General features: G+C 59.3%; 20 protein-coding genes and 1 tRNA gene. 15 read left to right on the plus strand and 6 right to left on the minus strand.

The features are described 5' to 3' along the window. The first annotated feature begins 65 nt into the window (after nt 1–65). Both tdh and CAY35_RS02565 read left to right on the plus strand, forming a co-directional pair. Nucleotides 66–1,112, plus strand: a complete 1,047-nt coding sequence (gene tdh / locus CAY35_RS02560; protein WP_109303188.1) for an L-threonine 3-dehydrogenase — start codon at nt 66–68, stop codon at nt 1,110–1,112. 65 nt (nt 1,113–1,177) lie between these two features. Continuing rightward, nucleotides 1,178–2,377 carry a glycine C-acetyltransferase gene (locus tag CAY35_RS02565; protein WP_109303298.1) on the plus strand — a complete coding sequence of 400 codons (1,200 nt, stop codon included), beginning with the start codon at nt 1,178–1,180 and terminating at the stop codon, nt 2,375–2,377. Nucleotides 2,378–2,489: 112 nt separating this feature from the next. Here CAY35_RS02565 and CAY35_RS02570 read toward each other — a convergent pair whose 3' ends face one another. Both CAY35_RS02570 and CAY35_RS02575 read right to left on the minus strand, forming a co-directional pair. Then, nucleotides 2,490–2,816 (minus strand): PspC domain-containing protein, encoded by a 327-nt coding sequence (locus tag CAY35_RS02570; RefSeq protein ID WP_109303189.1) that lies wholly within the window; start codon nt 2,814–2,816, stop codon nt 2,490–2,492. Between the two features lie 9 nt (nt 2,817–2,825). Then, nucleotides 2,826–4,022 (minus strand): pyridoxal phosphate-dependent aminotransferase, encoded by a 1,197-nt coding sequence (locus tag CAY35_RS02575; RefSeq protein WP_109303190.1) that lies wholly within the window; start codon nt 4,020–4,022, stop codon nt 2,826–2,828. Between the two features lie 299 nt (nt 4,023–4,321). On the opposite strand from CAY35_RS02575, the gene CAY35_RS09455 reads away from it, so the two are divergent. Continuing rightward, a complete protein-coding gene (locus tag CAY35_RS09455; RefSeq protein WP_146191900.1) occupies nt 4,322–4,693 on the plus strand; it encodes a hypothetical protein in 372 nt (123 codons plus the stop codon). Between the two features lie 118 nt (nt 4,694–4,811). Here the strand turns inward: CAY35_RS09455 and CAY35_RS02590 are convergent, their stop codons facing one another. From CAY35_RS02590 to CAY35_RS09940, 3 genes are all read right to left on the minus strand, one after another. Continuing rightward, the gene (locus tag CAY35_RS02590) at nt 4,812–6,977 is read right to left on the minus strand and encodes a S8 family serine peptidase (RefSeq protein WP_219930435.1); all 2,166 of its coding nucleotides are present in this window, start codon (nt 6,975–6,977) and stop codon (nt 4,812–4,814) included. A 213-nt stretch (nt 6,978–7,190) separates the two neighbouring features. Further along, nucleotides 7,191–7,976 (minus strand): S8 family serine peptidase, encoded by a 786-nt coding sequence (locus CAY35_RS02595; protein ID WP_375231737.1) that lies wholly within the window; start codon nt 7,974–7,976, stop codon nt 7,191–7,193. Next, on the minus strand, nt 7,877–9,169 hold the full coding sequence (locus CAY35_RS09940) for a S8 family serine peptidase (protein ID WP_375231738.1): 1,293 nt from the start codon (nt 9,167–9,169) through the stop codon (nt 7,877–7,879). Before CAY35_RS09940 ends, CAY35_RS02595 begins: the two co-directional genes overlap by 100 nt. A gap of 544 nt (nt 9,170–9,713) precedes the next feature. Here CAY35_RS09940 and CAY35_RS02605 point away from each other — a divergent pair. The 7 genes from CAY35_RS02605 to rplL all read left to right on the plus strand — a co-directional run bounded on the left by CAY35_RS02605 (nt 9,714) and on the right by rplL (nt 13,767). Further along, nucleotides 9,714–9,786, plus strand: a tRNA-Trp gene (locus tag CAY35_RS02605). Nucleotides 9,787–9,936: 150 nt separating this feature from the next. Beyond that, complete coding sequence (secE, locus tag CAY35_RS02610; RefSeq protein ID WP_101630435.1) at nt 9,937–10,161, plus strand: preprotein translocase subunit SecE; 225 nt, start codon at nt 9,937–9,939, stop codon at nt 10,159–10,161. Between the two features lie 71 nt (nt 10,162–10,232). Continuing rightward, nucleotides 10,233–10,967, plus strand: coding sequence for a transcription termination/antitermination protein NusG (nusG, locus tag CAY35_RS02615; protein WP_109303196.1), 735 nt, complete (start codon nt 10,233–10,235; stop codon nt 10,965–10,967). Nucleotides 10,968–11,099: 132 nt separating this feature from the next. Further along, nucleotides 11,100–11,531, plus strand: coding sequence for a 50S ribosomal protein L11 (rplK, locus tag CAY35_RS02620; protein WP_101630437.1), 432 nt, complete (start codon nt 11,100–11,102; stop codon nt 11,529–11,531). 167 nt (nt 11,532–11,698) lie between these two features. Beyond that, on the plus strand, nt 11,699–12,403 hold the full coding sequence (gene rplA, locus CAY35_RS02625; protein WP_109303197.1) for a 50S ribosomal protein L1: 705 nt from the start codon (nt 11,699–11,701) through the stop codon (nt 12,401–12,403). A 366-nt stretch (nt 12,404–12,769) separates the two neighbouring features. Beyond that, a complete protein-coding gene (gene rplJ / locus CAY35_RS02630) occupies nt 12,770–13,285 on the plus strand; it encodes a 50S ribosomal protein L10 (protein WP_101630979.1) in 516 nt (171 codons plus the stop codon). A gap of 107 nt (nt 13,286–13,392) precedes the next feature. Continuing rightward, nucleotides 13,393–13,767 carry a 50S ribosomal protein L7/L12 gene (gene rplL, locus CAY35_RS02635; protein ID WP_101630978.1) on the plus strand — a complete coding sequence of 125 codons (375 nt, stop codon included), beginning with the start codon at nt 13,393–13,395 and terminating at the stop codon, nt 13,765–13,767. Nucleotides 13,768–13,889: 122 nt separating this feature from the next. Here rplL and CAY35_RS02640 read toward each other — a convergent pair whose 3' ends face one another. Continuing rightward, the gene (locus tag CAY35_RS02640; protein WP_109303299.1) at nt 13,890–15,080 is read right to left on the minus strand and encodes an acetyl-CoA C-acyltransferase; all 1,191 of its coding nucleotides are present in this window, start codon (nt 15,078–15,080) and stop codon (nt 13,890–13,892) included. A gap of 318 nt (nt 15,081–15,398) precedes the next feature. Between CAY35_RS02640 and rpoB the strand changes: the two genes are divergently transcribed. From rpoB to fusA, 5 genes are all read left to right on the plus strand, one after another. Next, nucleotides 15,399–18,905, plus strand: a complete 3,507-nt coding sequence (rpoB, locus tag CAY35_RS02645) for a DNA-directed RNA polymerase subunit beta (protein WP_101630977.1) — start codon at nt 15,399–15,401, stop codon at nt 18,903–18,905. Nucleotides 18,906–19,038: 133 nt separating this feature from the next. Then, nucleotides 19,039–22,926 carry a DNA-directed RNA polymerase subunit beta' gene (locus tag CAY35_RS02650; RefSeq protein ID WP_101630976.1) on the plus strand — a complete coding sequence of 1,296 codons (3,888 nt, stop codon included), beginning with the start codon at nt 19,039–19,041 and terminating at the stop codon, nt 22,924–22,926. Nucleotides 22,927–23,441: 515 nt separating this feature from the next. Continuing rightward, the gene (gene rpsL / locus CAY35_RS02655; RefSeq protein WP_101630975.1) at nt 23,442–23,816 is read left to right on the plus strand and encodes a 30S ribosomal protein S12; all 375 of its coding nucleotides are present in this window, start codon (nt 23,442–23,444) and stop codon (nt 23,814–23,816) included. Next, on the plus strand, nt 23,816–24,286 hold the full coding sequence (gene rpsG, locus CAY35_RS02660; RefSeq protein ID WP_035758019.1) for a 30S ribosomal protein S7: 471 nt from the start codon (nt 23,816–23,818) through the stop codon (nt 24,284–24,286). Before rpsL ends, rpsG begins: the two co-directional genes overlap by 1 nt. Before the next feature lie 66 nt (nt 24,287–24,352). Further along, nucleotides 24,353–26,467 (plus strand): elongation factor G, encoded by a 2,115-nt coding sequence (gene fusA / locus CAY35_RS02665; protein WP_109303198.1) that lies wholly within the window; start codon nt 24,353–24,355, stop codon nt 26,465–26,467. Nucleotides 26,468–26,488 lie beyond the last annotated feature (21 nt).

The raw sequence follows: 26,488 nt of genomic DNA on the forward strand, positions 1-26,488 counted from the left end.
TGCCGTGGATGGGCGTGGGCGCGTTAGTCTTAGTGTGATTGCCCACATCGACCCGGGAGGCTTTCTTGAAAGCTCTGTATAAGTCTGGCCCGCACGCTGGTTTTGAGTACACCGACCGCCCTGTTCCTGAGCCGGGCGCGCACGATGTCTTGATCCGTGTTCACATGGCGGGGATCTGCGGTACTGACCTGCACATCGAGGCTTATGACCAGGCGGCGCAAGACATGATTGCGCCTCCGATGATCCCGGGCCACGAGTTTTATGGCGAAGTCGTCAAGACGGGCGATTACGTCAAGGACGTCAAGGTCGGCGACCGCGTTTCGGGCGAGGGCCACGTGGTGTGCGGCATGTGCCGTAACTGCCGTGCGGGACGCCGCCAGATGTGCATCAGGACCCAATCGGTGGGCGTGCAGCGTGATGGCGCGTTTGCCGAGTATGTGGTGATCCCGGAGTCGAACGTGTGGGTCCACACGGATGATTTCGTGACGCCGGAGCTCGGCGCGATCTTCGATCCGTTGGGCAACGCGACGCACACCGCGCTTTTGAACAACCTGGTGGGCGAGGATGTTCTGATCACGGGCGCGGGCCCGATTGGCCTGATGTCGGCCGCGATTGCTCGGCACGCCGGTGCCCGCAAGATCGTGGTCACAGACCTGAATGAGGAACGCCTCAAGCTTGTAGAGGGCATGGGCGCGGATGCCGGTGTGCTTGCCGGTAAAGAGAAGATCTCCGATGTTCAGCGCCGCTTGGGCATGAACGAGGGCTTCGATGTGGGCCTGGAGATTTCCGGAGCTCAGCCCGCTCTGTCGGAGATGATCGAGAACATGAACCATGGCGGCCGCATCGCTCTGTTGGGTCTGCCAAATGGTGCGTGGAGTGTCGATGGCGGCCGGATTGTGACGCGCATGCTCACGTTGCAGGGTGTGTATGGCCGTGAGATGTATGAGACCTGGTACGCGATGACCGCGATGCTACAGACCGATGAGCTGTTCCGGGAGCGGATCACCTCGGTGATTTCCGATGTGGTTCCGGCTTCCGAATGGCGCGAGGCTTTCGATATCGCCCGCTCGGGTCAGCGCGGCAAGGTTTTGTTGGATTGGCGTAACGTCTAATCAACGCGGGTAAAGGCGAACGAAGAGGGAAGGGACGAGAACTCGTGACGAATGCACGTGAGGCGATGCTTGCGGATCTGCAGGCTGAGCTGGATGAGATTGAGGCTTCGGGCCTGACGAAGCGGGAGCGGACGATCACGACCCCGCAGTCGGCGCACATCACCGCGAGCGCGAATGGTGAAGCGCGTGAGGTTCTGAACTTCTGCGCCAACAATTACTTGGGTCTTGCTGACGACGAACGCATCATCGATTCCGCACGGAACGCTTTGACGGAGCGCGGCTTCGGCATGGCTTCGGTGCGTTTCATTTGCGGTACCCAGGACCAGCACCTTGAGCTGGAGCGGAAGCTCGCCGACTGGCTGGGCACGGATGACGCGATCCTGTTTTCGTCCTGCTTTGACGCGAACGGTGCCGTGTTTGGGCCGCTGTTCGGTGCGCAGGACGCGATCATTTCGGATGCGCTCAACCATGCGTCCCTGATCGATGGGATCCGGCTTTCGAAGGCGGCCCGCTACCGTTACGCGAACCGCGACATGGCGGACCTGCGGGAGCAGCTTGAATCGACAAAGGCCATGAACGGCGGAGCGGGCGCTCGCCGCATCGTGATTGTGACTGACGGCGTGTTCTCGATGGACGGCTACCTGGCGCCGTTGCGCGAGATCTGCGACCTTGCCGACGAGTACGGCGCGCTGGTCATGGTCGATGACTCTCACGCGGTGGGCTTCATGGGCGAGACGGGTGCCGGCACGCCGGAGCACGCAGGTGTCGCTGACCGTGTGGACATCTACACCGGTACGTTCGGTAAGGCTCTGGGCGGCGCATCGGGTGGCTACGTCGCGGCCCGCCAGCAGATCGTGGATATTCTGCGTCAGCAGGGACGCCCATACTTGTTCTCGAACTCGCTCGCCCCGTCGATTGTAGCTGCGACGATCACGGCCCTGGACCTGGTTTCGGGCGCCGCTGACTTGCGTGAGAAGCTCTTCGAGAACGCCGCGCACTTCCGCCGTCGTATGGATGAGGAAGGCTTTGAGCTGCTTGAGGGTGAGCACGCGATTATCGCGGTGATGTTCCACGATGCCGCGCTCGCCGCGAAGATCGCCGACGAGATGCTCAACCACGGCGTGTACGTCACGGCGTTCAGCTTCCCGGTGGTTCCGCGTGGTGAGGCGCGCATTCGTGTTCAGCTTTCGGCGGCGCACTCGCCTGAGGACATTGAAGCGTGTGTGGACGCGTTTGTTGCGGCCCGTAAGGCGGTTGAAGCCTAGAGCTTGTAAGGCGTGAAAAATGGTGTTGGCGTGAGCTTCGTAGATCGAATGCTCACGCCAACACCATTTAACGGGGCTAACTTAGGAGTACCCCGCGCCTGGGGACACCCAACTAGTTCCGCAGTTTGTCGCTGCCCCACGTCATGAATTTTTCAAGCAACAGCGGATCGTCTTCCCTTGGCGGGATCGCTACGGTGCTGCCATACCGTGTTGCCTTTTCAGCGGCTTCGTCGCTGGCACCCCACGGGATAACGACCCAGGCGATGAGGTATGCCGGCAACGAGATGATCGGCAGGATCAGCGCGATCAGCGTGATGAGCCGAACCATGCCGACGTCCCAGCCAGTCTTGTAGGCGATGCCGCCGCACACGCCTCCCACGAGCCGGCGTGGGCCGCGTCGTAGCGGCATTGCTCTGAGCCATTTATAGATCGTGTCCATGGTGGTGTGTCACTTCCCGTTGATGAACTCGCGGACGCGGCGGAGGCCTTCTGCGAGGTCGTCATCGCCGAGCGCGTATGAGAGGCGCAGGAAGCCCGATGGCCCGAACGCTTCGCCCGGGACGAGCGCTACACCGGTTTCCCGGAGGATCAGCTCGGCGAGCTGGCTCGAGGTGGTTGGGGTTTCGCCGGCGTAGGTCTTGCCGAGGGCATCGCGCACGTCGACGTACGCATAGAACGCGCCCTTAGGGGTAGGGCAGTGGAAGCCGTTGATCTGGTTGAGGCCATCGACCATCGCCTTACGACGGCGGTCGAAGCTTTCACGCATCGTGTGGACTTCGTCGAGCGGGCCAGCGACCGCGGCAATAGCCGCGCGCTGCGAAACATTGGCGACGTTACCGGTCGAGTGGGACTGGAACGTCGAGACAACCTTGACGAAGTCGGTAGGGCCGATGAGCCAGCCCACACGCCAGCCGGTCATCGAATATGTCTTAGCGAGGCCGTCGAGGATCACGACCTTCTCAAGGCCCTCGGTGACTGCCGCGATGGAGGTGAATTCGGCGTCGTCGTAGACGAGGTGTTCGTAGATTTCGTCGGTGATGACCCAGATGTCGTTCTCGCGCGCCCATTCGCCGATCGCCTTGGTCTCTTCCGGAGTGTAGACGGCGCCGGTCGGGTTGGATGGGGACACGAAGATGATTGCCTTGGTCGAGTCGGTGCGTGCGGCCTCGAGCTGTTCGACCGTTACTTTGTACTCGGCTTCAGGCCCAGCGAAGACTTCGACGGGAACGCCGCCAGCGAGCTTGACGGCTTCCGGGTACGTGGTCCAGTAAGGCGCCGGGATGATGACCTCGTCGCCTGGGTTCAGCAGGGCCTGGAACGTGTTGAACACAGCCTGCTTGCCGCCGTTGGTGACCACGATGTTGGCCGGGTCGACCTCGATTCCGGAGTCCCGGAGGGTCTTTGCCGCGATTGCTTCGCGCAGTTCGATGAGCCCGTTGGTTGCCGTGTAGCGGTGGTTCTTGGGGTCGCGTGCGGCTTCGACCGCCGCATCGACGATGTAACCCGGGGTCGGGAAGTCAGGCTCGCCGGCACCGAATCCGATGACGTCCTTGCCTTGTGCCTTCATGTCCTTGGCACGGTTGGTTACGGCGAGGGTCGCCGATGGTGCGATGGCGGAAAGCCGGGCAGAGAGACGAGCAGGCATGAATAGTCCTTCGATGTTGCGGGGTAGCGCTTTCGAACCCGCAGATAGGGATATGTGGGGACACTTCCATCCTATCGATGCGGATGGGAAAATGAGTCATGGACTCAGAAAAGACGTCTCAGTTTTACGGCCATAAGAATCGTGAGGTTCGACAACGCGGCAAGCGGTTTCTTCCCGCTTGCGCTCTCGTTTTCGCGCTCACAGCGGTAGCTGCGTGTTCGAACGACCCAGGGCCTTCGAATCCATCACCTTCCGGCTCTTCGCAACCCTCCGCCAGCACGACAATGGAGCCTTCTGACATGCCGTCATCTTCGTCTGAAAGCCAGCAACCTGCTCCGTCTTCGAGCGAACGACCTTCGCCGCGCGGGCCAAGCGTGAACCCGTCACTACGGACTCCAGGCCCACCGCCAGTAGGTCGCGGTAAGGTAACCGGACTCATCGTGCATGTTAAGAAGGGTGCGGACCGCGAGGAAGTAGACCGTCAGGTCGCCGAGGTCCTCGAAGACTACGGAACAAAGGCTGAGCCTGGGGTCACGATGTTTGACGGCTCGTTCGTCTACAGCTTGGATCCTGGGTTTAAAGAGACACAGCTGGACGAAGTGAGCGAGGAGCTAGCGAAACTTCCGGACGTCACGTCTGCTGAACCGGACTCACAGGTACGCCTCCAATAGAGACGATGGCGTGCCCTGCCGCATCATCGCCTAGCTAACAACAGTGTGGCCGGTCTGGACTCTCCAGACCGGCCACACTGTTTTTATTGCCTCACCGTCCCTGTATCAGGTGGTGAGATTATTTGGTGTTGAGCTGTACGTCGTCGAGGTTGAAGATCGTCGAGTAGTAGTTACCTTCGTTTCCGAGGAAGCGTACCGTCACGGTCTTGCCTGCGAACTTGGACAGATCAACCTTGTGCTGCTGGTAGCCGCGGCCCTTCTCGAGGTTCGAGTGGGTCTTGAGAGTCGTCCAGCGGCTGCCGTCCCACACGAGCACGGCGAACTGGTCGCGTACATATGGGAACGGTTCATCCGAGCGAACCTTGAGCCAGTAGCTCAAGACCGCGTTCGAACCCCTAGGGATGGTCACCGTCTGGTCCAGGTTGTAGGTCGACGGGTAGGCCCAACCGTTGAACGAAGCCGAGGCGTTACCCGAACGGGCGTGGTTACGGTCGCGCATCAAGGTGTCGCGAGCGTTGGTTCGCCACGAAGTAAGGCCATTCTCGAAGCCGCCGTTCACAATGAGCTGCTTCTCAGGAGCAGGGCTCGGATCAGGTGTCGGTTCCGGAGTTGGCTTCGGCGTTGGTGTCGGCGTTGGTGTTGGCTTTGGCGTCGGGCTCGGCTGAGGCGCTGGAGCCTGGTTGCCGGCGGCAGCGCGTACGGCACGTCCTGCATCGACCAGGCCTACGCCGCATCCGCGCACACAGTAACCGCCGTTGACCGCCCGAGAAGTGTCCTTGAGTGTCTTCTCAACCTGTGCCGCACTCATGTTCGGGTTGACCGACTTCATGAGGGCAACGATGCCTGCAACGTGTGGGGTTGCCATCGAGGTGCCCTGGTACTCCGCGTAGCTTGGGCCAACTGGGTAGGTTCGGCCCGTGTTCACGGTAGAGAGGATACCGCCACCACGCGTGCGGGTGTCGCCACCTGGCGCGGAGATGTCCACGACATCACCGAAGTTCGAGTAGTACGACGGCGTACCGTTGGCGTTGGTCGCGCCAACAGTCACAACGTTCTGGCAGTTAGCCGGCTGAACGCCCGCGGCGTTCGAGCTTTCGTTACCGGCCGCGACAACAACGGTCGCACCACGGCTGGTAGCGAAGTTGATAGCGCGCTGGTAGACAGGCTGGCAGTATCCGCCACCACCCAGGGACATGTTGATGACGTCAGCTGGGTTCTGGTTGCGGGGCACGCCCGGGATATCTGCGCCGGCAGCCCATGCGAGACCATCTGCGATGTCGGACAAGCGGCCACCGCACTTACCAAGCACGCGGACAGGGACGATCTTCGCTTGAGGTGCTACACCAACCACACCCCGGGAATCTGCGACTGCAGCGATCGTGCCCGCGACATGGGTACCGTGCCACGAAGAACCGGAGCCAGGGGAACCAGGGCCGCATTCACCCGGTCCGCTAAAGTCGCCGCTGTCGAGCGGATCGTTATCGCGTCCGTTGCCGTCGCTGGACGACCAAGCGTCTGAGATGAAGTCGTAGCCAGGAAGCACGTTGGCATCCAGATCTGGGTGTCGCGTGATACCGGTGTCCAGAACAGCGACGACCGCGCCCCTACCTTGCGTGTACTGCCAAGCATCCTGTGCCTTTATGCCCCAGTTGCCGTTGAGACCCCACAGGTTCTGCCAGTACTGATCGCGCGGGTTAAGGCCCGTCGGGTACATGCGGAGGTCCGGCTCTACGGACTCAACAGCAGGGTCAGCGGCCAACTTCTTCATGAAGTCGTCGGCCTGTTTGCCCTTGAGGCGCTTCTTGCCGAGGTCGAACACGTGTGAACCGATTGCGGTCTTACGCAACTCTTTAGCCTTCAGGCCGTAAGCCTTACCGGCCTTCTGCCAGGCCTTCGCGCGCGTCGTGGCTTTGTTGGCGCCGCGTTCCGACTTCTTGTAGGTCACGATGAAACGGTCGTAGCCGTCGGCGTTGAGCTTTTCGACCATTTCTTGCTTAGCCTGAAGCTGCTTCTGAGCTTCAAGTGCTTCTTTATGGGACTGTTTGTCAGTTTTCTTCGTCAGAAAGCTCTGCGCCTGGGCAGAGGCTTCATTCTTAGCAACTGCAGGATTTGCTTGCGCCATCGCAGGTGGGATAGCCAGAGCGAGCGAAGCAACGCCAGCGCCGAGGGCGCCGATCAAGCGAGCGCGTGGTGCGATACGGGCTTGAGCCCGATGGGGGTGCGGAGTAGATGGAGTCACTATGATCGTCTTTCCGTGCTCAGGGAGCGATGTGAGATCGCTCACGGTGAGATAACGGTAGGCATTATCAAAGCGTTTGCGAAAGTACCTTTTCACATTTCTTGTCCGGTCCTCAGGAACCTCATGAGAACTGCATAGGATTGGGGGGTCGCGTGGAACAACACGTGTGGACAGAAAAGCATTGTGGCCGGTCTGGAAAATCCAGACCGGCCACAATGTTCTAGGTTGCCTTAACGTCCCTGAATCGGGGCGGGGAAGCTATTTGACGTTCAGCGCTACGTCGTCGAGGTTGAAGATCGTGGAGTAGTAGCTGTCTTCCTCACCGAGGAAGCGTACGGTGATCTTCTTGCCTGCGAACTTGGAGAGGTCAACCTGCTGCTGCTGGTAGCCGCGGTCCTTTTCGACGTTGGAGTGAGTCTTGACGACGGTCCAGTTCGTGCCATCGGAGACAAGAACCTTGAACGTGTCGCGTGCATACGGGAATGGTTCGTCCGAGCGGACCTTGAGCCAGTAGCTCAGAGTCGCGGTGGGGTTTGCAGGGACAGTCACCGTCTGATCCAGGTTGTAAGTGGAACGGTAGCCCCAGCCATTGAAGGCAGCCGAGCTGTTACCCGAGTGGGCGTGCGAGCCGTCCTTCATGACGAGGTCGCGAACGTTCGTGGTCCATGGGATGAGACCGCCTTCGAAGCCGCCGTTCACAATGAGCTGCTTCTCAGGGCCAGGCGTTGGCTCTGGCTCAGGCGTTGGCTCTGGCTCAGGCGTTGGCTCTGGCTCTGGGGTTGGCTCAGGAACCGGCGTGTCGTCACCTGCTGCAGCCTTGACAGCGCGGCCCGCGTCGACGAGGCCCTCACCACATGGCTGCGCACAACCGCCGTTGACAGGCTTCGAGGTGTCCTTGAGTGCCTGCTCAACCTGAGCTGGAGTCATCTCAGGGTTCACCGACTTCATGAGAGCAACGATGCCTGCAACGTGTGGGGTTGCCATCGAGGTGCCCTGGTACTCCGCGTAGCTTGGGCCAACTGGGCTCTTGTCGCCGCTGTCCACGGTCGAGAGGATACCTCCACCCTTCGTGCGGGTGTCGCCACCTGGTGCGGAGATGTCCACAACATCACCGAAGTTCGTGTAGTGCGAAGCTTACCGTTCTTATCGGTTGCGCCCACGGTTACAACACCCTGGCAGTTTGCTGGCTGGGAAGCACCCGCGTTTGAGGCTTCGTTACCGGCGGCGACCACGACAGTGGTTCCGCGGCTGGTAGCAAGGTTAATGGCTTCCTGGTAAGTGGACTGGCACAAGCCTCGGCCGCCCAGGGACATGTTGATGACGTCAGCAGGGTTCTCGTTGCGAGGTACACCCTGGACCTCGGCGCCGGCAGCCCAAGCGACACCGTCTGCGATGTCAGACAAGCGGCCACCGCACTTACCGAGGACGCGGACAGGAACAATCTTGGCTTCCGGTGCAACACCTACGACGCCCTGGGAGTCCGCTACCGCGGCGACCGTTCCCGCGACGTGGGTTCCGTGCCACGAGGAGCCGGATGCGCCAGATCCCGGACCGCATTCTCCGGCCTCGTTCCAGTCGCCGCTGTCGGTCGCATCGTTATCGCGGCCGTCGCCATCGTTGGAAGACTTCGGGTCAGAAATGAAGTCATAGCCCGGAAGGACGTTGGCATCCAGGTCAGGGTGCTTCGCGATGCCGGTGTCCACAACCGCAACAACGGAGCCCTTACCCTGCGTGTGCTTCCATGCGTCCTGCGCGTTCACACCATAGGAGCCGTTGAGGCCCCACAGGTTCTGCCAGTACTCGTCCTGCGGGTTCAGGTCTGTTGCGTACAGGCGAATATCTGGCTCGACCGACTCAACTGAAGGATCGGCAGCAAGCTTCTTCATGAAGTCATCGGCCTGCTTACCCTTCAAGTTCTTGCCGAGGTCGATCACGTGCGAACCGGTAGCCGTCTTGCGCAGCTCCTTAGCGTTCAGCCCGTATGACTTACCGGCCTTCTGCCAAGCCTGGGCCCGCGTCGTCGCCTTGCTTGCGGCACGTTCTGACTTCTTGTAGGTCACGATGAAGCGGTCATAGCCATCGGCGTTGAGCTTCTCGATCATGTCTCGCTTAGCTTGAAGCTGCTTCTTAGCCTCAAGCGCTTCCTTATGAGACTGCTTATCAGCATTCTTTTTTACGAAGCTCTGCGCCTGGGCAGAGACGTCGTTCTTGGCTACGGCAGGCGCAGCTTGTGCCATCGCCGGCGGGATAGCCAGAGCGAGGGAAGCCACGCCGGCGCCGATAGCGCCGACCAAGCGAGCGCGATGTGCGCTTCTGCCATGAGCCCGATGCGGGTGCTGAGTAGATGGAGTCATCATTATCGTCTTTCCGTGTTCGGGGAGCGATGTGACATCGCTCACGGTGATTTCACGGTAGGCATTATCAAAGTGATTGTGAAACCCCTGTTTCACTTTTCTTATGAGATCCTCAGTTGCTCCTTGATGTGTTCATGGAGCATGCATGGCAGGCCCATAGATAGCTATCCGTTGAGTGTGATGCCGATATGCCGATCCCAAATAAAACTGTCCGCGTGAGCCTGATTAGCGGCAGCGAACGGATGGGTTCGACTTCTTGTGTGCCTTCCGTGTAGACTAGACACTCGGTGTTCACCGCCTGCGGCATCGTGCGCCTCGATTCGGGTTCATTTCAGTCCCTGAAGCGGGTCGCTACGCGATAAAGTAGGGTGAACATTTGGTCAATGTTCATAAGTCGAGTTTTCTTGGCACATGAATCAAGCCATAAAGGGCAGTGGCGCAATTGGTAGCGCAACGGTCTCCAAAACCGTAGGTTGCAGGTTCGAGTCCTGTCTGCCCTGCGTTTGGGTGAAAGCCCAGCGGTAGCAGCGTGGACCCCGCACCCCTCGACCGGGGCCGCGGGGCCATGTTGTTTCAGTAAAGGATCTGAGCGCTAGGCGAGGCCTGAGTAGTAGTCAGGACCTGAGTAGTGCAGATCGGAAGGTGAACCAGTGACGGAAACCACGGCGCAGCGCAAGAAGCGCGGCTTCTTTGGTGCGATTTCTCTGTTCTTTGCACAGGTGATCCAGGAACTGCGGAAGGTTGTTTCGCCAACCCGCAAGGAACTGGTGAACTACTGGTTTGTTGTCCTCATGTTCGTGGTTATCGTCATGGTCATGGTGGGTCTGCTGGACTTCGTGTTCGGCAAGGTCGCCGTCTGGTCGTTTACCCGATAGCCACGCTCGAATAACCACGCGCGGAAGCGTGCGTGGCTAGCCACAGCGCCCTAAGCAGAAAGTAGGAACGAGTGTCCGAGCAGGAACTGGAAGCTAACGAGTCGGAACCGCGTACCGAGGTTGACTCGAACGTTGACGCCGCCGTCGACGCTGCCCAGGATGCGGACAACAACGCGGCAGCAGAAAGCGATGAGCTTGAAGAACTGCGCCGCAAGTTCCGTTCCAAGCTGCGTCGCCAGCCTGGTCAGTGGTACGTGATTCACTCGTACGCTGGCTACGAGAACCGCGTAAAGCTCAACCTGGAAACCCGTATTCAGACGCTGAATATGGAGGACTTCATCTACGAAATCCAGGTTCCGATGGAAGAAGCTGTGGTCGTCAAGAACACGGTTTCCAAGAAGGTGCGCCGCGTGCGCATCCCTGGTTACGTCCTGGTCCGTATGGAACTCACGGACGAATCGTGGGGTACGGTTCGCCACACCCCTGGCGTCACCGGCTTTGTTGGCAATGCCTACGACCCTATGCCGTTGAGCCTCGACGAGGTCTACTCGATGCTCGAGCACACGATCGAGGTTGAGGCAGAGGCGGAAGAGACCGGCAAGGAAGCAAAGGTTCCTGTCACCGAGGTCAAGGCAGACTTCGAGGTCGGCGAGGCCGTCATCGTCAACGACGGTCCGTTCGAATCGCTTCCGGCAACCATTTCCGAGGTCAAGCTCGAAACTCGCCAGCTCGTGGTTTTGGTTTCGATCTTCGAGCGTGAAACCCCAGTCACGCTGCAGTTCAACCAGGTAACCAAGGTCAACTAGATCCTTACCGCATAAGTTTTCGTCGCCCCGGCTCGCTTGGCTGGAGCTGACGATTCGGCCGCCGCGCCACGGCGGCCACCGGCCCTCGTACGCTCCTGTGCGAGGGTGAAGTTTGAGAGAGAAGGACCATACATGGCTCCGAAGAAAAAGGTCACTGGCCTGATCAAACTCCAGATTCAGGCAGGTCAGGCAAACCCGGCACCACCAATCGGTCCGGCGCTTGCACAGCACCGCGTCAACATCATGGAGTTCTGCAAGGCTTACAACGCTGAGACCGAATCCCAGCGCGGTAACGTCATCCCGGTAGAGATCACGGTTTTCGAAGATGGCTCGTTCACCTTCATCACCAAGACTCCACCAGCTTCCCAGCTGATCAAGAAGGCTGCTGGCGTAGCTAAGGGCTCCGGCGTTCCACACACCGACAAGGTGGGTAAGCTCACCAAGGATCAGGTCAAGGAAATCGCTGAATACAAGATGAAGGACCTCAACGCTAACGACGTTGAAGCTGCGTCCAAGATCATCGCAGGCACCGCTCGCTCGATGGGTATCGAGGTCGAGAAGTAATTGTGCTTCTCGCCGCACACACGCGAAAGTGCGGCGCAGGGCTGAACTACACCGCAAAAGCTGTGGGTTGAGCCCGAAACAGACAAAAGCATCATGCCCCGCCTAGGGGAGTGGGAAGGGTCGAGCGCGGCCCGAGTACCACAACTGCACAAGGAGAAAAGACGCAGATGGCAAAGCGCAGCAAAGCATATTTGGAAGCAGCCGCCAAGATTGAGGACGGCAAGCTGTACCAGCCGAACGAGGCTCTGGCTCTGATCAAGGAGACCACGAGCGCTTCGAAGGGCAACGCAACTGTTGAGGCTGTTTTCCGCCTCTCGGTTGACCCACGTAAGGCTGACCAGATGGTTCGCGGTACCGTGAACCTCCCACACGGCACCGGTAAGACCGCTCGCGTTGTGGTCTTCGCAGCTGGCCCGAATGCTGACGCAGCTCGTGAAGCTGGCGCAGACTTCGTTGGCTCGGACGACCTCATGGAGAAGATCCAGGGTGGCTGGACCGACTTCGACGCAGCCGTAGCTACCCCAGACATGATGGGTAAGGTTGGCCGCCTCGGTAAGATCCTCGGCCCACGTAACCTCATGCCGAACCCTAAGACCGGCACCGTGACCATGGACGTTGCGAAGGCTGTTGGCGACATCAAGGGCGGTAAGATCGACTTCCGCGTTGACAAGCACTCCAACCTCCACTTCATCGTTGGTAAGGCTTCCTTCGACCAGAACGCTCTGGAAGAGAACTTCAAGGCCGCTGTTGAGGAAATCAACCGCCTGAAGCCATCCGCTTCCAAGGGCCGTTACATCAAGAAGGCAACCCTCGCTACGACGTTCGGCCCTGGTGTTCCACTGGACCCAGCATCCGTTACCGTTCGCGGCTAATCGCTGCCACTAACAGCTCAATAGCGTTGTCCCCGGTCATGTTGATGGCCGGGGACAACGCTTTAATGACGCTCACGATGCGGTGCGCGAGTGGAGTGTGAAACCGCACTCGGTCTCTCGATTGGTGAATCTGAACCGTATGCGTTAGACTGATCGCTGTACCAAAGACCGTTGGTTATGGGCGTTCGCGCTCATCGAAGGTTCCCGCACTTGCAGGGCAGCCCACGTAGGGACAGATTCTTCACGAACCGAGGCGTTCACGCCGTCGATGTTCTCTGTGTAGCCCTGTGCCTATGTGCCAGGGCTAATTTGCTTAACGGGGCAACCAACCGGGATAAACCATCTTAGAACCCCGGAAGGAGTGTCATGGCTAAGAACGTCAAGGAGATCGCCGTAAAGGAGATCACCAAGGACTTTGAAGAGTCCCCGGCTGCAGTCCTGACCGAATACCGTGGGCTCACCGTGGAACAGCTCAAGGAGCTTCGCCGCTCCATGGGCCCAGACACCAAGTACGCAGTTGTCAAGAACACCTTGACTGAAATCGCTGCTAAGAACGCTGGTGTTGACGCATTCGAGGGCATGCTGAACGGCCCAACTGCTATCGCGTTTATCCGCGGTGACGCAGTTGCTGCTGCTAAGAGCCTGACCGATTTCGCCAAGGACCACGAGAAGCTCATCATCAAGGGCGGCTACTACGAGGGCCAGAAGATGGACGCTGAGCAGATCAAGGATCTTGCTGCTCTCGAGTCCGTCGAGCACCAGCTGGCTCGCGTTGCTGGTGTCCTCAAGGCACCTGCGTCCGCTGCTGCACGCATCATCGATGCGCTGCGTCTCAAGCGCGAAGAGGCCGGCGAAACCGCCGAAGCCCCAGCTGCAGAGTAGTCACCGGCCGCGGTTGATGCCGTGGCGCGGGACATCTGAGCCCCACAGTTTCAAATACACAAGCTTTACGCGGAGCACAGTTTCCGCATCGACGAAAGGACGCCACTATGGCGAAGCTCACCACCGAAGAGCTCCTTGACGCGTTCAAGGAAATGACCATCTTCGAACTCTCCGAGTTCGTTAAGCAGTTCGAGGAGACCTTCGAGGTCACCGCTGCTGCTGTTGCTGCAGCTCCTGCTGCTGGCGGTGCCGCAGGCGGCGCTGAAGAGCAGACCGAATTCGACGTCATCCTCGAAGCCGCTGGCGACAAGAAGATCGGCGTTATTAAGGAAGTTCGCGGCCTGACCTCCCTCGGCCTGAAGGAAGCTAAGGAGCTCGTTGACGGCGCTCCTAAGGCTGTTCTCGAGGGTGTCTCCAAGGAAGACGCTGAGAAGGCTAAGGAAGCTCTCGAGGGCGCTGGCGCAACCGTCACCCTCAAGTAATTTCCTTTCGCTTGAAGCGGCGTGAACGTACGCCGTTGAGAGTGGATAGAGTTTGGCCCGAGTCACCGAATGGTGGCACGGGCCAAACTCTTTTAACCGAGTTGCTTCTGCTAACGCGTGGGTTAGCGGTGGAGCAAGAGAGCGTCGCCCTGGCCGCCGCCACCACACAGCGCAACGGCCGCGGTGCCTCCGCCGCGTTCCTCGAGCTGGTAGCACGCTGTCACAACCAGGCGGGCGCCGCTCGCGCCGAGCGGATGGCCTAGTGCAATAGCGCCACCCCATGCATTCGCGGTACCAGGGGCCAGGCCGAGTTCCTTATGGGACTGAACCGAGACTGATGCGAAGGCTTCGTTGATCTCAACCACGTCGAGTTCGCTAGATTCCATTCCGGAACGCTCAAGTGCTTCCGTGATCGCGCGTGCTGGTTGCGAGTGAAGCGAGTTGTCCGGGCCTGCTACTTGGCCGGCAGAGCCGATGGTTGCAAGGATGTTTGCCCCGTGTTCTTCGGCCCACGCGCGCGAGACGACGACCACGGCAGCTGCGCCATCGGATAGGGGAGAGGAGTTGCCTGCGGTGATGGTGCCTTCCTTGGAGAAAGCAGGTTTGAGTGCGGCGAGTGTATCTGCAGTTGTGTCTTCGCGGACGCCCTCGTCCTCTATGACAGCATGCTGTCGCCCGCGATGGTCTGTCCACTCAACGCTTGCGATCTCGCGCTGCAGGTTATCGCGCGCAGAGGCCGCCCTTTGATGCGAAGCCGCGGCGCACGCATCCTGGTCCTCCCGCGAAATACCAAGCGCATCGTTGCCTGCGTCAGTCAGCGAACCCATCGAAATCTGATCAGCCGCATCCGTGAGGCCATCGTGTGCCAGAGAATCCACAGCAGTGATATCTCCGTACTTCCAGCCGCCGCGGGAGCCTGGCAACAGATGAGGTGCGTTCGTCATCGACTCCATGCCGCCTGCAACCACGACATCGGCTTCACCTAAGCGGACTAGCCGGGCCGCGTAAATCACAGCAGAAAGGCCAGAAAGGCACACCTTGTTGACGGTCTCCGCGTGAGCAGAGGCTGGCAGGCCCGGAACCCGAAGCGCAGCCTGGCGGGCGGGATTCTGGCCGCAGCCCGCCTGAACCGCTTGGCCCATCACCACAGCTTCAACGTTCTGAGCGTCAATACCGGCTCGCACAAGCGCCGCTTTGATCGCATGGACGCCCAAAGCAGCCGCCGAAAAATCCTTCAAACCACCCAAAAGACGAGCGAAAGGCGTGCGCGCGGCACCAATAATCACCGCATCGCGCCCATTCAAAGCAGTCATACCCTGCCAACCGCTAGGGTGTTGAGCACTCGACATAAAAACCTCCATCACACTTCAATGACATACAGAACACTGTGACCAGCATCTCACGTGCGAGCGCGGATACCACGCAAGCGACAACAAAAAGCCATTCGACACGCTTGACAAAATTCGCTAAGATAGACAGTTGCGGCTCTTATTGTCCTGTTACATCGACCTTCATATAGCGGTGGGTCGATGTTTTAACGTCTCTGCGAACCCCTAACATCCGCTGTTAGCTCGCGCACGACACAGGTAAAGCCGCACCCGGAAACATGACGGTCTGTGGAAGGAAAACCTTTGGTCGCCTCGAGCACCTCTCAGAACTCAACCGCTACTTCGGCTCGTACCGCCGCCGCAGCGGGCCGCATCTCCTTCGCGAAGATTCACGAACCACTCGACGTCCCGGATCTGCTTGCACTGCAGACCGAATCGTTCGACTGGCTCATCGGTAACGAACGCTGGCAGCAGCGCGTAGCGAAGGCAGAAGAAACAGGGGACACCAGCGTCCCACGCGTACCTGGCCTCGCAGAGATCTTCGAAGAGATCTCGCCAATCGAAGACTTCCAGGGCACCATGTCCCTGAGCTTCTCCGAGCCAGAATTCGCGGACCCTAAGTACACCATCGCGGAAGCAAAAGACCGCGACGCAACCTACTCGGCACCGCTCTACGTTCGTGCCGAGTTCATGAACAACCAGACCGGTGAAATCAAGCAGCAGACGGTCTTCATGGGCGACTTCCCGCTCATGACCGACAACGCAACGTTCATCATCAACGGAACCGAGCGCGTCGTCGTCTCCCAGCTGGTTCGTTCGCCAGGCGCCTACTTCGAGCGCACCCCGGACAAGACCTCCGACAAGGACATCTACTCCGCACGCGTTATCCCATCGCGCGGTGCATGGTTCGAGCTCGAGGTCGATAAGCGCGACCAGGTCTCAGTCCGCCTCGACCGTAAGCGTAAGCAGTCCGTCACGGTTCTGCTCAAGGCCCTCGGCTGGACCGAATCCCAGATCCTTTCTGAATTCGGCGACTACGAATCGATCCGCCTGACCCTCGAAAAGGACACCGTCCACACCGAGGAAGAAGCGCTTCTGGACATCTACCGCAAGCTGCGCCCAGGCGAGCCGCCGACCGTCGAAGCGGCACGCAACCTGCTTGAAAACCTGTACTTCACCCCGAAGCGTTACGACCTCGCTAAGGTGGGTCGCTACAAGCTCAACCACAAGCTCGGCATGGAGCTGCCAATGGGCACTCCAGAGTCCTACGTGCTGACCGAGGCCGACATCGTAGCTATGATCCGCTACATCGTCGCCCTCCACGCTGGTGAGCGCACCATCAAGGGTGTCCGCAAGGGCGAAGAGACCGACATCTCGATCAACGTCGACGACATCGATCACTTCGGTAACCGCCGCATCCGCGCGGTCGGCGAACTGATCGAGAACCAGGTCCGCACCGGTCTGTCCCGCATGGAACGCGTTGTGCGCGAGCGCATGACCACCCAGGACGTCGAGGCCATCACCCCGCAGACCCTCATCAACATCCGTCCGGTTGTTGCTGCGATCAAGGAGTTCTTCGGAACCTCCCAGCTTTCGCAGTTCATGGACCAGAACAACCCGCTCGCAGGCGTGACCCACAAGCGCCGCCTCTCGGCCCTCGGCCCAGGCGGTCTGTCTCGTGACCGCGCAGGCATGGAAGTTCGTGACGTCCACCCGTCTCACTACGGCCGCATGTGCCCAATTGAGACCCCGGAAGGCCCGAACATTGGTCTGATCGGCTCGCTCGCAACCTACGGTCGCATCAACTCCTTCGGTTTCATTGAGACCCCATACCGTCGCGTTGTCGACGGCGTGGTCACCGAGCACGTTGACTACCTCACCGCAGACGAAGAGCTTGAGCACCAGATCGCGCAGGCTAACGCGCCTCTCGCAGAAGACGGAACCTTCGAAGAAGACCTCGTGCTCTGCCGTGAACGCGGCGGTGGCGGTGAACCAGTTCTGGTTGCGCCAAACGAGATCGACTACATGGACGTCTCGCCACGCCAGATGGTGTCCGCAGCAACCGCGCTGATTCCGTTCCTCGAGCACGACGACGCGAACCGCGCACTCATGGGTGCGAACATGCAGCGTCAGGCTGTTCCGCTCCTCGAGCCGGATTCGCCGATCGTCGGTACCGGTATGGAGAAGTACCTCGCTGTTGACTCCGGCGACGCCGTCCTGGCACGCAAGCCGGGCGTCGTTACCAGCGTTTCGGCTGACCTCGTCTCCGTCATGAACGACGACGGCACGCAGACGAACTACCCGATCATGAAGTTCGCTCGTTCCAACCAGGGCAACGGCTACAACCAGAAGGTCGTTGTTTCTGAAGGCGACCGCCTCGAAGCACAGGCTCTCATCGCTGACGGTCCTGCAACGCAGGCTGGCGAGCTCGCGCTCGGTAAGAACCTGCTCGTAGCGTTCATGTCTTGGGAAGGCCTCAACTACGAGGACGCGATCATCCTCTCCGAGCGCATGGTTTCCGACGACGTCCTCACCTCGATCCACATCGAGGAATACGAGGTCGACGCACGCGACACCAAGCTCGGTGCCGAAGAGATCACCCGCGACATCCCGAACGTTTCCGAGGAAGTTCTTTCGCAGCTCGACGAGCGCGGCATCATCCACATCGGTGCTGAGGTCGAAGCCGGCGACGTCCTCGTGGGTCGCGTGACCCCGAAGGGTGAAACCGAACTGACCCCAGAAGAGCGCCTGCTCCGCGCGATCTTCGGTGAGAAGTCCCGCGAAGTCCGCGACACGTCGCTGCGTATCCCGCACGGTGAGTCCGGTACCGTCATCGGCGTCCGCATCTTCGACCGCGACGAAGACGACGAACTGCCACCAGGCGTCAACCAGCTGGTCCGCGTCTATGTTGCTCAGAAGCGCAAGATCACCGTTGGTGACAAGCTCGCTGGCCGCCACGGTAACAAGGGTGTTATCTCCAAGATCCTCCCTGTCGAGGACATGCCGTTCATGGCTGACGGCACCCCGGTCGACGTGATCCTGAACCCACTCGGTGTTCCGGGCCGTATGAACCTGGGCCAGGTCATGGAGCTGCACCTCGGCTGGGCTGCGTCCCAGGGCTGGAAAATCGAAGGCGAACCAGAGTGGATCAAGAACCTTCCGAACCTGCCTCGTGAGCAGGGCCCGGTCAAGGTTGCCACCCCGGTCTTCGACGGTGCGGAGGAAGAGGAAGTCCGCGGTCTGCTGGACTACACCCTGCCATCCCGCGACGGCGAGCAGCTGATCGGCAACTCCGGTAAGGCGACGCTGTTCGACGGCCGTTCCGGCCAGCCGTTCCCAGAGCCAATCTCCGTGGGTTACATGTACATCCTCAAGTTGCACCACTTGGTGGATGACAAGATTCACGCTCGCTCGACTGGTCCATACTCGATGATTACGCAGCAGCCGCTGGGCGGTAAGGCCCAGTTCGGTGGCCAGCGTTTCGGTGAGATGGAAGTTTGGGCGCTCGAGGCTTACGGCGCGGCTTACACCCTGCAGGAGCTGCTCACGGTCAAGTCGGATGATATCCACGGCCGTGTGAAGGTCTACGAGGCGATCGTCAAGGGCGACAACATCCCTGCCCCTGGCGTTCCTGAGTCCTTCAAGGTCCTGTTGAAGGAAATGCAGTCGCTGTGCCTCAACGTCGAGGTTCTCTCGACAGAAGGCGAGACCATTGAAATGCGCGATGCGGACGAGGAAGTCTTCCGGGCCGCTGAGGAGCTGGGTATCAACTTGTCGAATGTTGAGCCGAGCTCGGTTGATGAGGTCTAAGTAGCGCACGATGCGGTGGCGGGCTGGGGTGCCCGCCACCGGCTACGGACCTTTGTCCAGTCTGGTTGTGTTGCTGGGCTGGTGAACCACCTGATGAAGACTTCAAATTTTTGACGAAAGAGAGTAAGGACTTATGTCCACCGAATCGACTTTCGGATTGATGCGTATTGGCTTGGCTACTGCTGAGCAGATCCGCGAATGGAGCTACGGCGAGGTCAAGAAGCCGGAGACCATTAACTACCGCACGCTGAAGCCAGAGAAGGACGGCTTGTTCGGCGAGCAGATTTTCGGTCCTACGCGTGACTGGGAGTGCTCGTGCGGTAAGTACAAGCGCGTCCGCTTCAAGGGCATTATTTGTGAGCGTTGTGGCGTTGAGGTGACCCGCTCTAAGGTTCGCCGTGAACGTATGGGCCACATCGAGCTTGCTGCTCCAGTGACGCACATCTGGTACTTCAAGGGCGTTCCTTCGCGTTTGGGTTACCTTTTGGATCTGGCGCCGAAGGACCTTGAGAAGGTCATCTACTTCGCTGCGTACATGATCACCTCGGTTGATGAGGATCGCCGTCACGAAGAGCTGCCTAACTTGCAGGCTGCTCACGATCTCGAGATCAAGAACATCGCTAACCAGCGTGACGCTGATATCGCTGAGATCGCTCAGGAGCTTGAAGAGAACCTCGCTCGTCTTGAGGCTGAGGGTGCGAAGGCTGCTGAGAAGAAGAAGGCTCGCGACGCCGCCGATAAGGAAATGGCGAACGTCCGCAAGAACGCGGATGCCGAGATCGAGCGTCTCACCGAAGTGTGGGAGCGCTTCAAGACCATCAAGGTCGGTGACCTTGAAGGTAACGAGTCGCTGTTCCGCACGATGCGCGCTAAGTACGGCTTGTTCTTCGAAGGTTCGATGGGTGCTGAGGCGATCCAGAAGCGCCTGCAGAACTTCAACCTCGAGGACGAGGCCGAGGATCTGCGTGAGATCATCGCTACCGGTAAGGGCCAGCGTAAGACTCGCGCGATCAAGCGCCTCAAGGTTGTCAACGCTTTCTTGACGACCGATAACTCGCCTGAAGGCATGGTCCTGGATGCTGTTCCGGTGATCCCGCCTGAGCTGCGTCCTATGGTTCAGCTCGATGGTGGCCGCTTCGCTACCTCGGACCTCAACGACCTCTACCGTCGTGTGATCAACCGCAACAACCGCCTCAAGCGTCTGATGGATCTGGGTGCCCCAGAGATCATCGTGAACAACGAGAAGCGCATGTTGCAGGAGTCTGTTGACTCGCTGTTCGATAACGGCCGCCGTGGTCGTCCGCAGACTGGCCCGGGTAACCGCCCGCTGAAGTCGCTGTCTGACATGCTCAAGGGTAAGCAGGGTCGCTTCCGTCAGAACCTGCTCGGTAAGCGTGTTGACTACTCTGGCCGTTCGGTCATTGTTGTTGGTCCGCAGCTCAAGCTGCACCAGTGTGGTCTGCCTAAGCAGATGGCGCTTGAGCTGTTCAAGCCGTTCGTGATGAAGCGTCTGGTTGACCTCAACCACGCTCAGAACGTCAAGGCTGCTAAGCGTATGGTTGAGCGTTTCCGCCCTGCGGTCTGGGACGTTCTTGAAGAAATCATCGCTGAGCACCCGGTTCTGCTGAACCGTGCACCAACCCTGCACCGCCTGGGTATTCAGGCGTTTGAGCCGCAGCTCATTGAGGGTAAGGCTCTCCAGCTTCACCCACTCGCATGTGCTGCGTTCAACGCTGACTTTGACGGTGACCAGATGGCTGTGCACTTGCCGCTGAGCCCTGAGGCTCAGGCTGAGGCGCGCATCTTGATGTTGTCCTCGAACAACATTCTGAAGCCTTCGGACGGCCGCCCAGTTGCGTTGCCTGCGCAGGACATGATCATCGGTTTGAACCACTTGACGACTCACCGTGAGGGCGTTGCTGGTGAGGGCCGTAGCTTCTCGTCTGTTGCTGAAGCGATCATGGCGTTCGATGCGGGCGAGCTTGATCTGAACGCGGTCTGCACGATTGCGGTGGACAACTTTGTTCCGTCGTCTTCGCAGCCTGCCCCTGAGGGTTGGGTTGAGGGCCAGCCGGCTCTTCTTGAGACCACCCTGGGTGTTGCTCTGTTCAACGACTCGCTTCCTGAGGACTACCCGTGGTTCGCTGAGGTTGCTACGAAGGGCACCTTGGGTGACCTCGTGAATGACCTCGCGGAGCGTTACCCGAAGGTTGAGACAGCTCGCACGCTCGATAACCTCAAGGACATGGGCTTCCAGTGGGCTACCCGTTCGGGTGTCACCGTTGCGATTTCCGACGTGACCTCGCACATGGATAAGGCCGCGATCTTGGCTCCGTATGAGGAGCGTGCTCAGAAGGTTCAGACTCAGTTTGAGATGGGTCTGATCGCTGATGATGAGCGCCGTACCGAACTGATTGACATCTGGACTCAGGCGACCGACGAAGTTGCGTCCAAGATGCAGGAAGGTATGGAGAAGTACAACACCATTAACCGCATGGTGACCTCTGGTGCTCGTGGTAACTGGCTGCAGTTGCGTCAGATTGCCGGTATCCGTGGTCTGGTGTCGAACCCGCAGGGTGAGATCATTCCTCGTCCGATTAAGTCGTCCTACCGTGAGGGCTTGACGGTTCTCGAGTACTTCATCGCTACGCACGGTGCTCGTAAGGGTCTTGCGGATACCGCGTTGAAGACCGCTAACTCGGGTTACTTGACGCGTCGTCTGGTTGACGTTTCTCAGGACGTCATCGTTCGCGAGCACGACTGTGGCACGCGTCGTGGCCTCAAGGTCGCTATCGCGCACGAGGTCAACGGTGTCCGTACTCTGCACGAGACGGTTGAGAACTCGGCGTACACCCGCACCTTGGCTAAGGATGTTGTGGACGCTAACGGTGAGCTGTTGGCTGAGGCTGGCGACGATGTGGGCGATGTCTTGATTCAGCGCCTGTTCGATGCCGGCATTGACGAGGTCAACGTCCGTTCGGTTCTGACGTGTGATTCCGCTGTTGGTACGTGTGCACTTTGCTACGGCCGCTCGCTGGCTTCCGGCAAGCTGGTTGATATCGGCGAGGCTGTGGGTATTGTTGCGGCTCAGTCGATTGGTGAGCCTGGTACCCAGCTGACGATGCGTACCTTCCACTCGGGTGGTGTTGCTGAGTCTGGCGATATTACCCAGGGTCTGCCACGTATTCAGGAGCTCTTCGAAGCACGTACTCCTAAGGGTCTGGCGCCGATCACTGAGGTTGCCGGTCGTGTTTCGATCGAGGACACGGAGCGTGCTCTGCGCGTTATCGTGACCCCGGATGATGGCTCTGAGGAAGAGGCTTACCCGGTTCTGCGTCGTTCCCGCCTGTTGGTTGAGGAAGGCGATCACGTTGAGGTTGGTCAGCAGCTGGCTGCGGGTGCTATTGATCCGAAGCAGGTTCTGCGTGTTCTTGGCCCGCGTGAGGCTCAGAAGTTCCTGGTCCGTGAGGTTCAGGCTGTGTACCAGTCCCAGGGTGTGGGCATTCACGATAAGCACGTTGAGGTTATCGTTCGCCAGATGCTGCGCCGTATCACCGTGATTGATCAGGGTGACACGGATCTGCTCCCAGGTGAGTTGACTGATCGTGCGGTATTCCAGGCGGCTAACCGTAAGGCTGTCGCTGAGGGTGCTCGCCCGGCGTCTGGCCGTGACGAACTCATGGGTATCACGAAGGCCTCGCTGGCTACCGAGTCGTGGCTGTCGGCCGCGTCCTTCCAGGAGACCACGCGTGTTCTGACCCAGGCAGCTATGGAAGCGAAGTCTGATCCGCTGTTGGGCCTCAAGGAGAACGTCATCATCGGTAAGCTGATCCCTGCCGGCACGGGCTTGGATCGCTACACGCAGGTTGATGTTGAGCCAACTGAGGAAGCTAAGGCTTCGTTCTACTCCGGCCCGTCCGCGTTCTCTGGTTTTGATTACCAGGGTATGGATGCGTTCGGTGGCGAGTTCTCCGCGATGTCGATGGAGGACTACGGCAACTTCGGTCACGATTTCAACTGATCGGTAGTTGTTGCGACGCTAGCTAGATAGCTGGCGTAATACGTACGATGCGGCGGGTGCCTTCCGTAGGGGAGGTGCCCGCCGCATCGGCGTTTAAGGGTGTTTATGTTTCGGCAACGTGATGTTGCGTTGGTGTTTGGTTTGCGCTGGCAATGTTGAGGTGTGCGAGCTGCGTTGGCATGCCCATGTACTGTGGGCCGTGCCAATGTAGACCGTTCCAATGTGGGGCCCTATATGGAGATCTCTGTGGAGATCTCTGTGGGGTGCGCCACTGCGGATTGTGGTGATAGCGAAAATGCTGATACAGTTGTTAATCAGAGTTTTCGTGTGGAGAAGTGGACTCAGTCCGTGTCATTCGCAGGTTGAATGACGTACTCCACACTTTCGCACGCCTCGGACCATGCGGTTTAGAGATCGCGAGAAAACGATAACCGCACGCATCGCCCGCCCGTCTTACTTTGTGGGGCACCAGGGTGGGCTCGCGGACAGTCCGATCAGCAACGTAAGGACATAGATTGCCTACAATTCAGCAGCTGGTGCGCAAGGGTCGCGCTCCACAGAAGAACAAGTCGAAGACCCCGGCGCTTGAGGGTAACCCAATGCGACGCGGCGTGTGCACCCGCGTGTACACGACCACTCCAAAGAAGCCGAACTCCGCACTCCGCAAGGTTGCACGTGTTCGCCTCGCTGGTGGTACCGAAGTTACCGCCTACATCCCAGGTGAGGGCCACAACCTGCAGGAACACTCCATCGTGCTTGTGCGCGGTGGTCGTGTTAAGGACCTGCCAGGTGTTCGCTACAAGATCGTCCGTGGCGCACTCGACACCCAGGGTGTCAAGGACCGCGGCCAGGCCCGTTCCCGCTACGGCGCTAAGAAGGAGAAGAAGTAATGCCTCGTAAGGGTCCAGCTCCGAAGCGCCCTATTGTCAACGATCCGGTTTACGGCTCCGCATTGGTCACCCAGCTGATCAACAAGGTTCTCGTAGACGGTAAGAAGTCCACTGCAGAGCGCATTGTTTACGGTGCACTTGAAGGTACCCAGGCTAAGACCGGCAACGACCCGGTAGCCACCCTCAAGAAGGCCATCGAAAACATCAAGCCTGCACTTGAGGTTCGCTCCCGCCGCGTCGGTGGTGCAACCTACCAGGTTCCAGTTGAGGTCAAGCCTGGTCGCTCGGTTGCACTCGCACTGCGCTGGCTGGTCGGCTTCTCCAAGGTTCGCCGCGAGAAGAGCATGACCGAACGCCTCATGAACGAGATCCTGGACGCCTCCAACGGCCTCGGCGCTGCAGTTAAGCGTCGCGAGGATACTCACAAGATGGCGGAAGCCAACAAGGCGTTCGCTCACTACCGCTGGTAATCCACGTTCTACCCGGTGGCGATCCTCGCCACCGGGTACTGACACTTCAACCGTAAGGGAGACACCGTGGCACTCGACGTGCTCACCGACCTTCAGAAGGTCCGCAACATCGGCATTATGGCCCACATCGATGCGGGCAAGACCACTACTACGGAACGCATCCTGTTCTACACGGGTGTGAACCACAAGCTCGGCGAGACGCACGACGGTGCATCGACGACCGACTGGATGGAGCAGGAGAAGGAGCGCGGTATTACCATTACCTCCGCTGCAGTCTCCGCTTACTGGAACAACAACCAGATCAACGTCATCGACACCCCAGGTCACGTTGACTTCACCGTTGAAGTTGAGCGTTCCCTGCGCGTTCTCGACGGCGCTGTCGCTGTCTTCGACGCTAAGGAAGGCGTTGAGCCACAGTCCGAAACCGTGTGGCGTCAGGCTGACAAGTACGGCGTTCCACGTATCTGCTTCGTCAACAAGATGGACAAGATGGGCGCAGACTTCTACCACACGGTAGAGACCATCGTGTCCCGCCTTGGCGCTAAGCCACTCGTGATGCAGCTGCCAATCGGTGCTGAGAACGACTTCGTTGGCGTTGTCGACCTCGTCACGATGAAGGCCCTCAAGTGGGAAGCTGACTCGAAGGGCGACGTCTCCCTCGGCCAGAAGTACACCACCGAGGAAATCCCAGCCGACCTCCAGGAGAAGGCTGAGGAATACCGCGCGAAGCTCGTTGAGGACGTCGCTGAAGCTGACGAAGACCTCATGGAGAAGTACCTCGAAGGTGAGGAGATCTCGGAAGCTGAGCTCAAGGCCGGTATCCGTAAGCTCACCGTCTCCGACGAAGCTTACCCAGTCTTCTGCGGCTCCGCGTTCAAGAACCGCGGTATCCAGCCAATCCTTGACGCCATCGTCGACTACCTGCCATCGCCACTGGATGTTCCACCGATGCACGGTACCGATCCGAAGGACGAGACGATTGAGCTGACCCGTAAGCCATCCGTCGACGAACCATTCTCGGCTCTCGCGTTCAAGATCGCGTCCCACCCATTCTTCGGCACCCTGACCTTCATCCGCGTTTACTCGGGCCGCCTCGAATCCGGTGCTCAGATCCTGAACTCGACCAAGGGCAAGCGCGAGCGCATCGGCAAGATGTTCCAGATGCACGCAAACAAGGAACAGCCAGTCGAAGAGGTCGTAGCGGGCCACATCTACGCGGTCATCGGCCTCAAGGACACCACCACTGGTGACACCCTGTGCGCAGCTGACGCTCCGATCATCCTCGAATCGATGACCTTCCCAGAGCCAGTGATCTTCGTTGCTATCGAGCCGAAGACCAAGGGCGACCAGGAGAAGCTCTCGAACGCTATCCAGAAGCTCGTTGCTGAAGACCCAACCTTCACCGTTTCCCTCAACGAGGAAACCGGCCAGACCGAAATCGGTGGTATGGGCGAGCTGCACCTCGACGTCTTCGTCGACCGCATGAAGCGCGAGTTCAAGGTTGAAGCTAACGTCGGTAAGCCACAGGTTGCATACCGCGAGACCATCCGCCGCACGGTGGAGAAGGTCGACTTCACCCACAAGAAGCAGACCGGTGGTTCCGGTCAGTTCGCAAAGGTACAGGTTACCTTCGAGCCTCTCGAGGTTGAAGGCGACACCATCTACGAGTTTGAGAATGCCGTTACCGGTGGCCGTATTCCACGCGAATACATCCCATCCGTTGACCAGGGTATTCAGGAAGCCATGGAACTCGGTGTCCTGGCTGGCTACCCAATGGTCGGCGTCAAGGCAACCCTGCTCGACGGTGCATACCACGATGTTGACTCGTCCGAAATGGCGTTCAAGATCGCAGGCTCCCAGGTTTACAAGGAAGCCATGAAGCGCGCCAACCCGGTTCTCCTCGAACCGGTCATGGCCGTTGAGGTTCGCACCCCAGAAGAGTACATGGGTGACGTCATCGGTGACCTGAACTCCCGCCGTGGCTCCATCCAGTCGATGGATGACGCCCAGGGCGTTCGCGTCGTCAAGGCACAGGTACCGCTTTCGGAGATGTTCGGCTACATCGGCGACCTGCGTTCCCGTACGCAGGGCCGCGCAGTGTACTCGATGGTCTTCGACAGCTACGCTGAAGTCCCGAAGAACGTCGCGGACGAGATCATCCAGAAGTCCCGCGGCGAGTAATTCCTGTGGGGAGAACAAGTG

Origin of the sequence: Pseudoglutamicibacter cumminsii (genome assembly GCF_003143995.1) — a bacterium.
GTDB classification, from domain to species: Bacteria; Actinomycetota; Actinomycetes; order Actinomycetales; family Micrococcaceae; genus Pseudoglutamicibacter; species Pseudoglutamicibacter cumminsii_B.

Coding starts and splice junctions, on each gene's coding strand:
- CAY35_RS02640 (WP_109303299.1), bottom strand. CDS start 15,080: ATGACTGCTTTGAATGGGCGCGATGCGGTGATTATTGGTGCCGCGCGC.
- CAY35_RS09940 (WP_375231738.1), bottom strand. CDS start 9,169: ATGGCACAAGCTGCGCCTGCCGTAGCCAAGAACGACGTCTCTGCCCAG.
- CAY35_RS09455 (WP_146191900.1), top strand. CDS start 4,322: ATGCCGTCATCTTCGTCTGAAAGCCAGCAACCTGCTCCGTCTTCGAGC.
- CAY35_RS02650 (WP_101630976.1), top strand. CDS start 19,039: ATGTCCACCGAATCGACTTTCGGATTGATGCGTATTGGCTTGGCTACT.
- CAY35_RS02570 (WP_109303189.1), bottom strand. CDS start 2,816: ATGGACACGATCTATAAATGGCTCAGAGCAATGCCGCTACGACGCGGC.
- rplA (WP_109303197.1), top strand. CDS start 11,699: ATGGCAAAGCGCAGCAAAGCATATTTGGAAGCAGCCGCCAAGATTGAG.
- CAY35_RS02565 (WP_109303298.1), top strand. CDS start 1,178: ATGCTTGCGGATCTGCAGGCTGAGCTGGATGAGATTGAGGCTTCGGGC.
- rplL (WP_101630978.1), top strand. CDS start 13,393: ATGGCGAAGCTCACCACCGAAGAGCTCCTTGACGCGTTCAAGGAAATG.
- rplK (WP_101630437.1), top strand. CDS start 11,100: ATGGCTCCGAAGAAAAAGGTCACTGGCCTGATCAAACTCCAGATTCAG.
- CAY35_RS02575 (WP_109303190.1), bottom strand. CDS start 4,022: ATGCCTGCTCGTCTCTCTGCCCGGCTTTCCGCCATCGCACCATCGGCG.
- rplJ (WP_101630979.1), top strand. CDS start 12,770: ATGGCTAAGAACGTCAAGGAGATCGCCGTAAAGGAGATCACCAAGGAC.
- rpsG (WP_035758019.1), top strand. CDS start 23,816: ATGCCTCGTAAGGGTCCAGCTCCGAAGCGCCCTATTGTCAACGATCCG.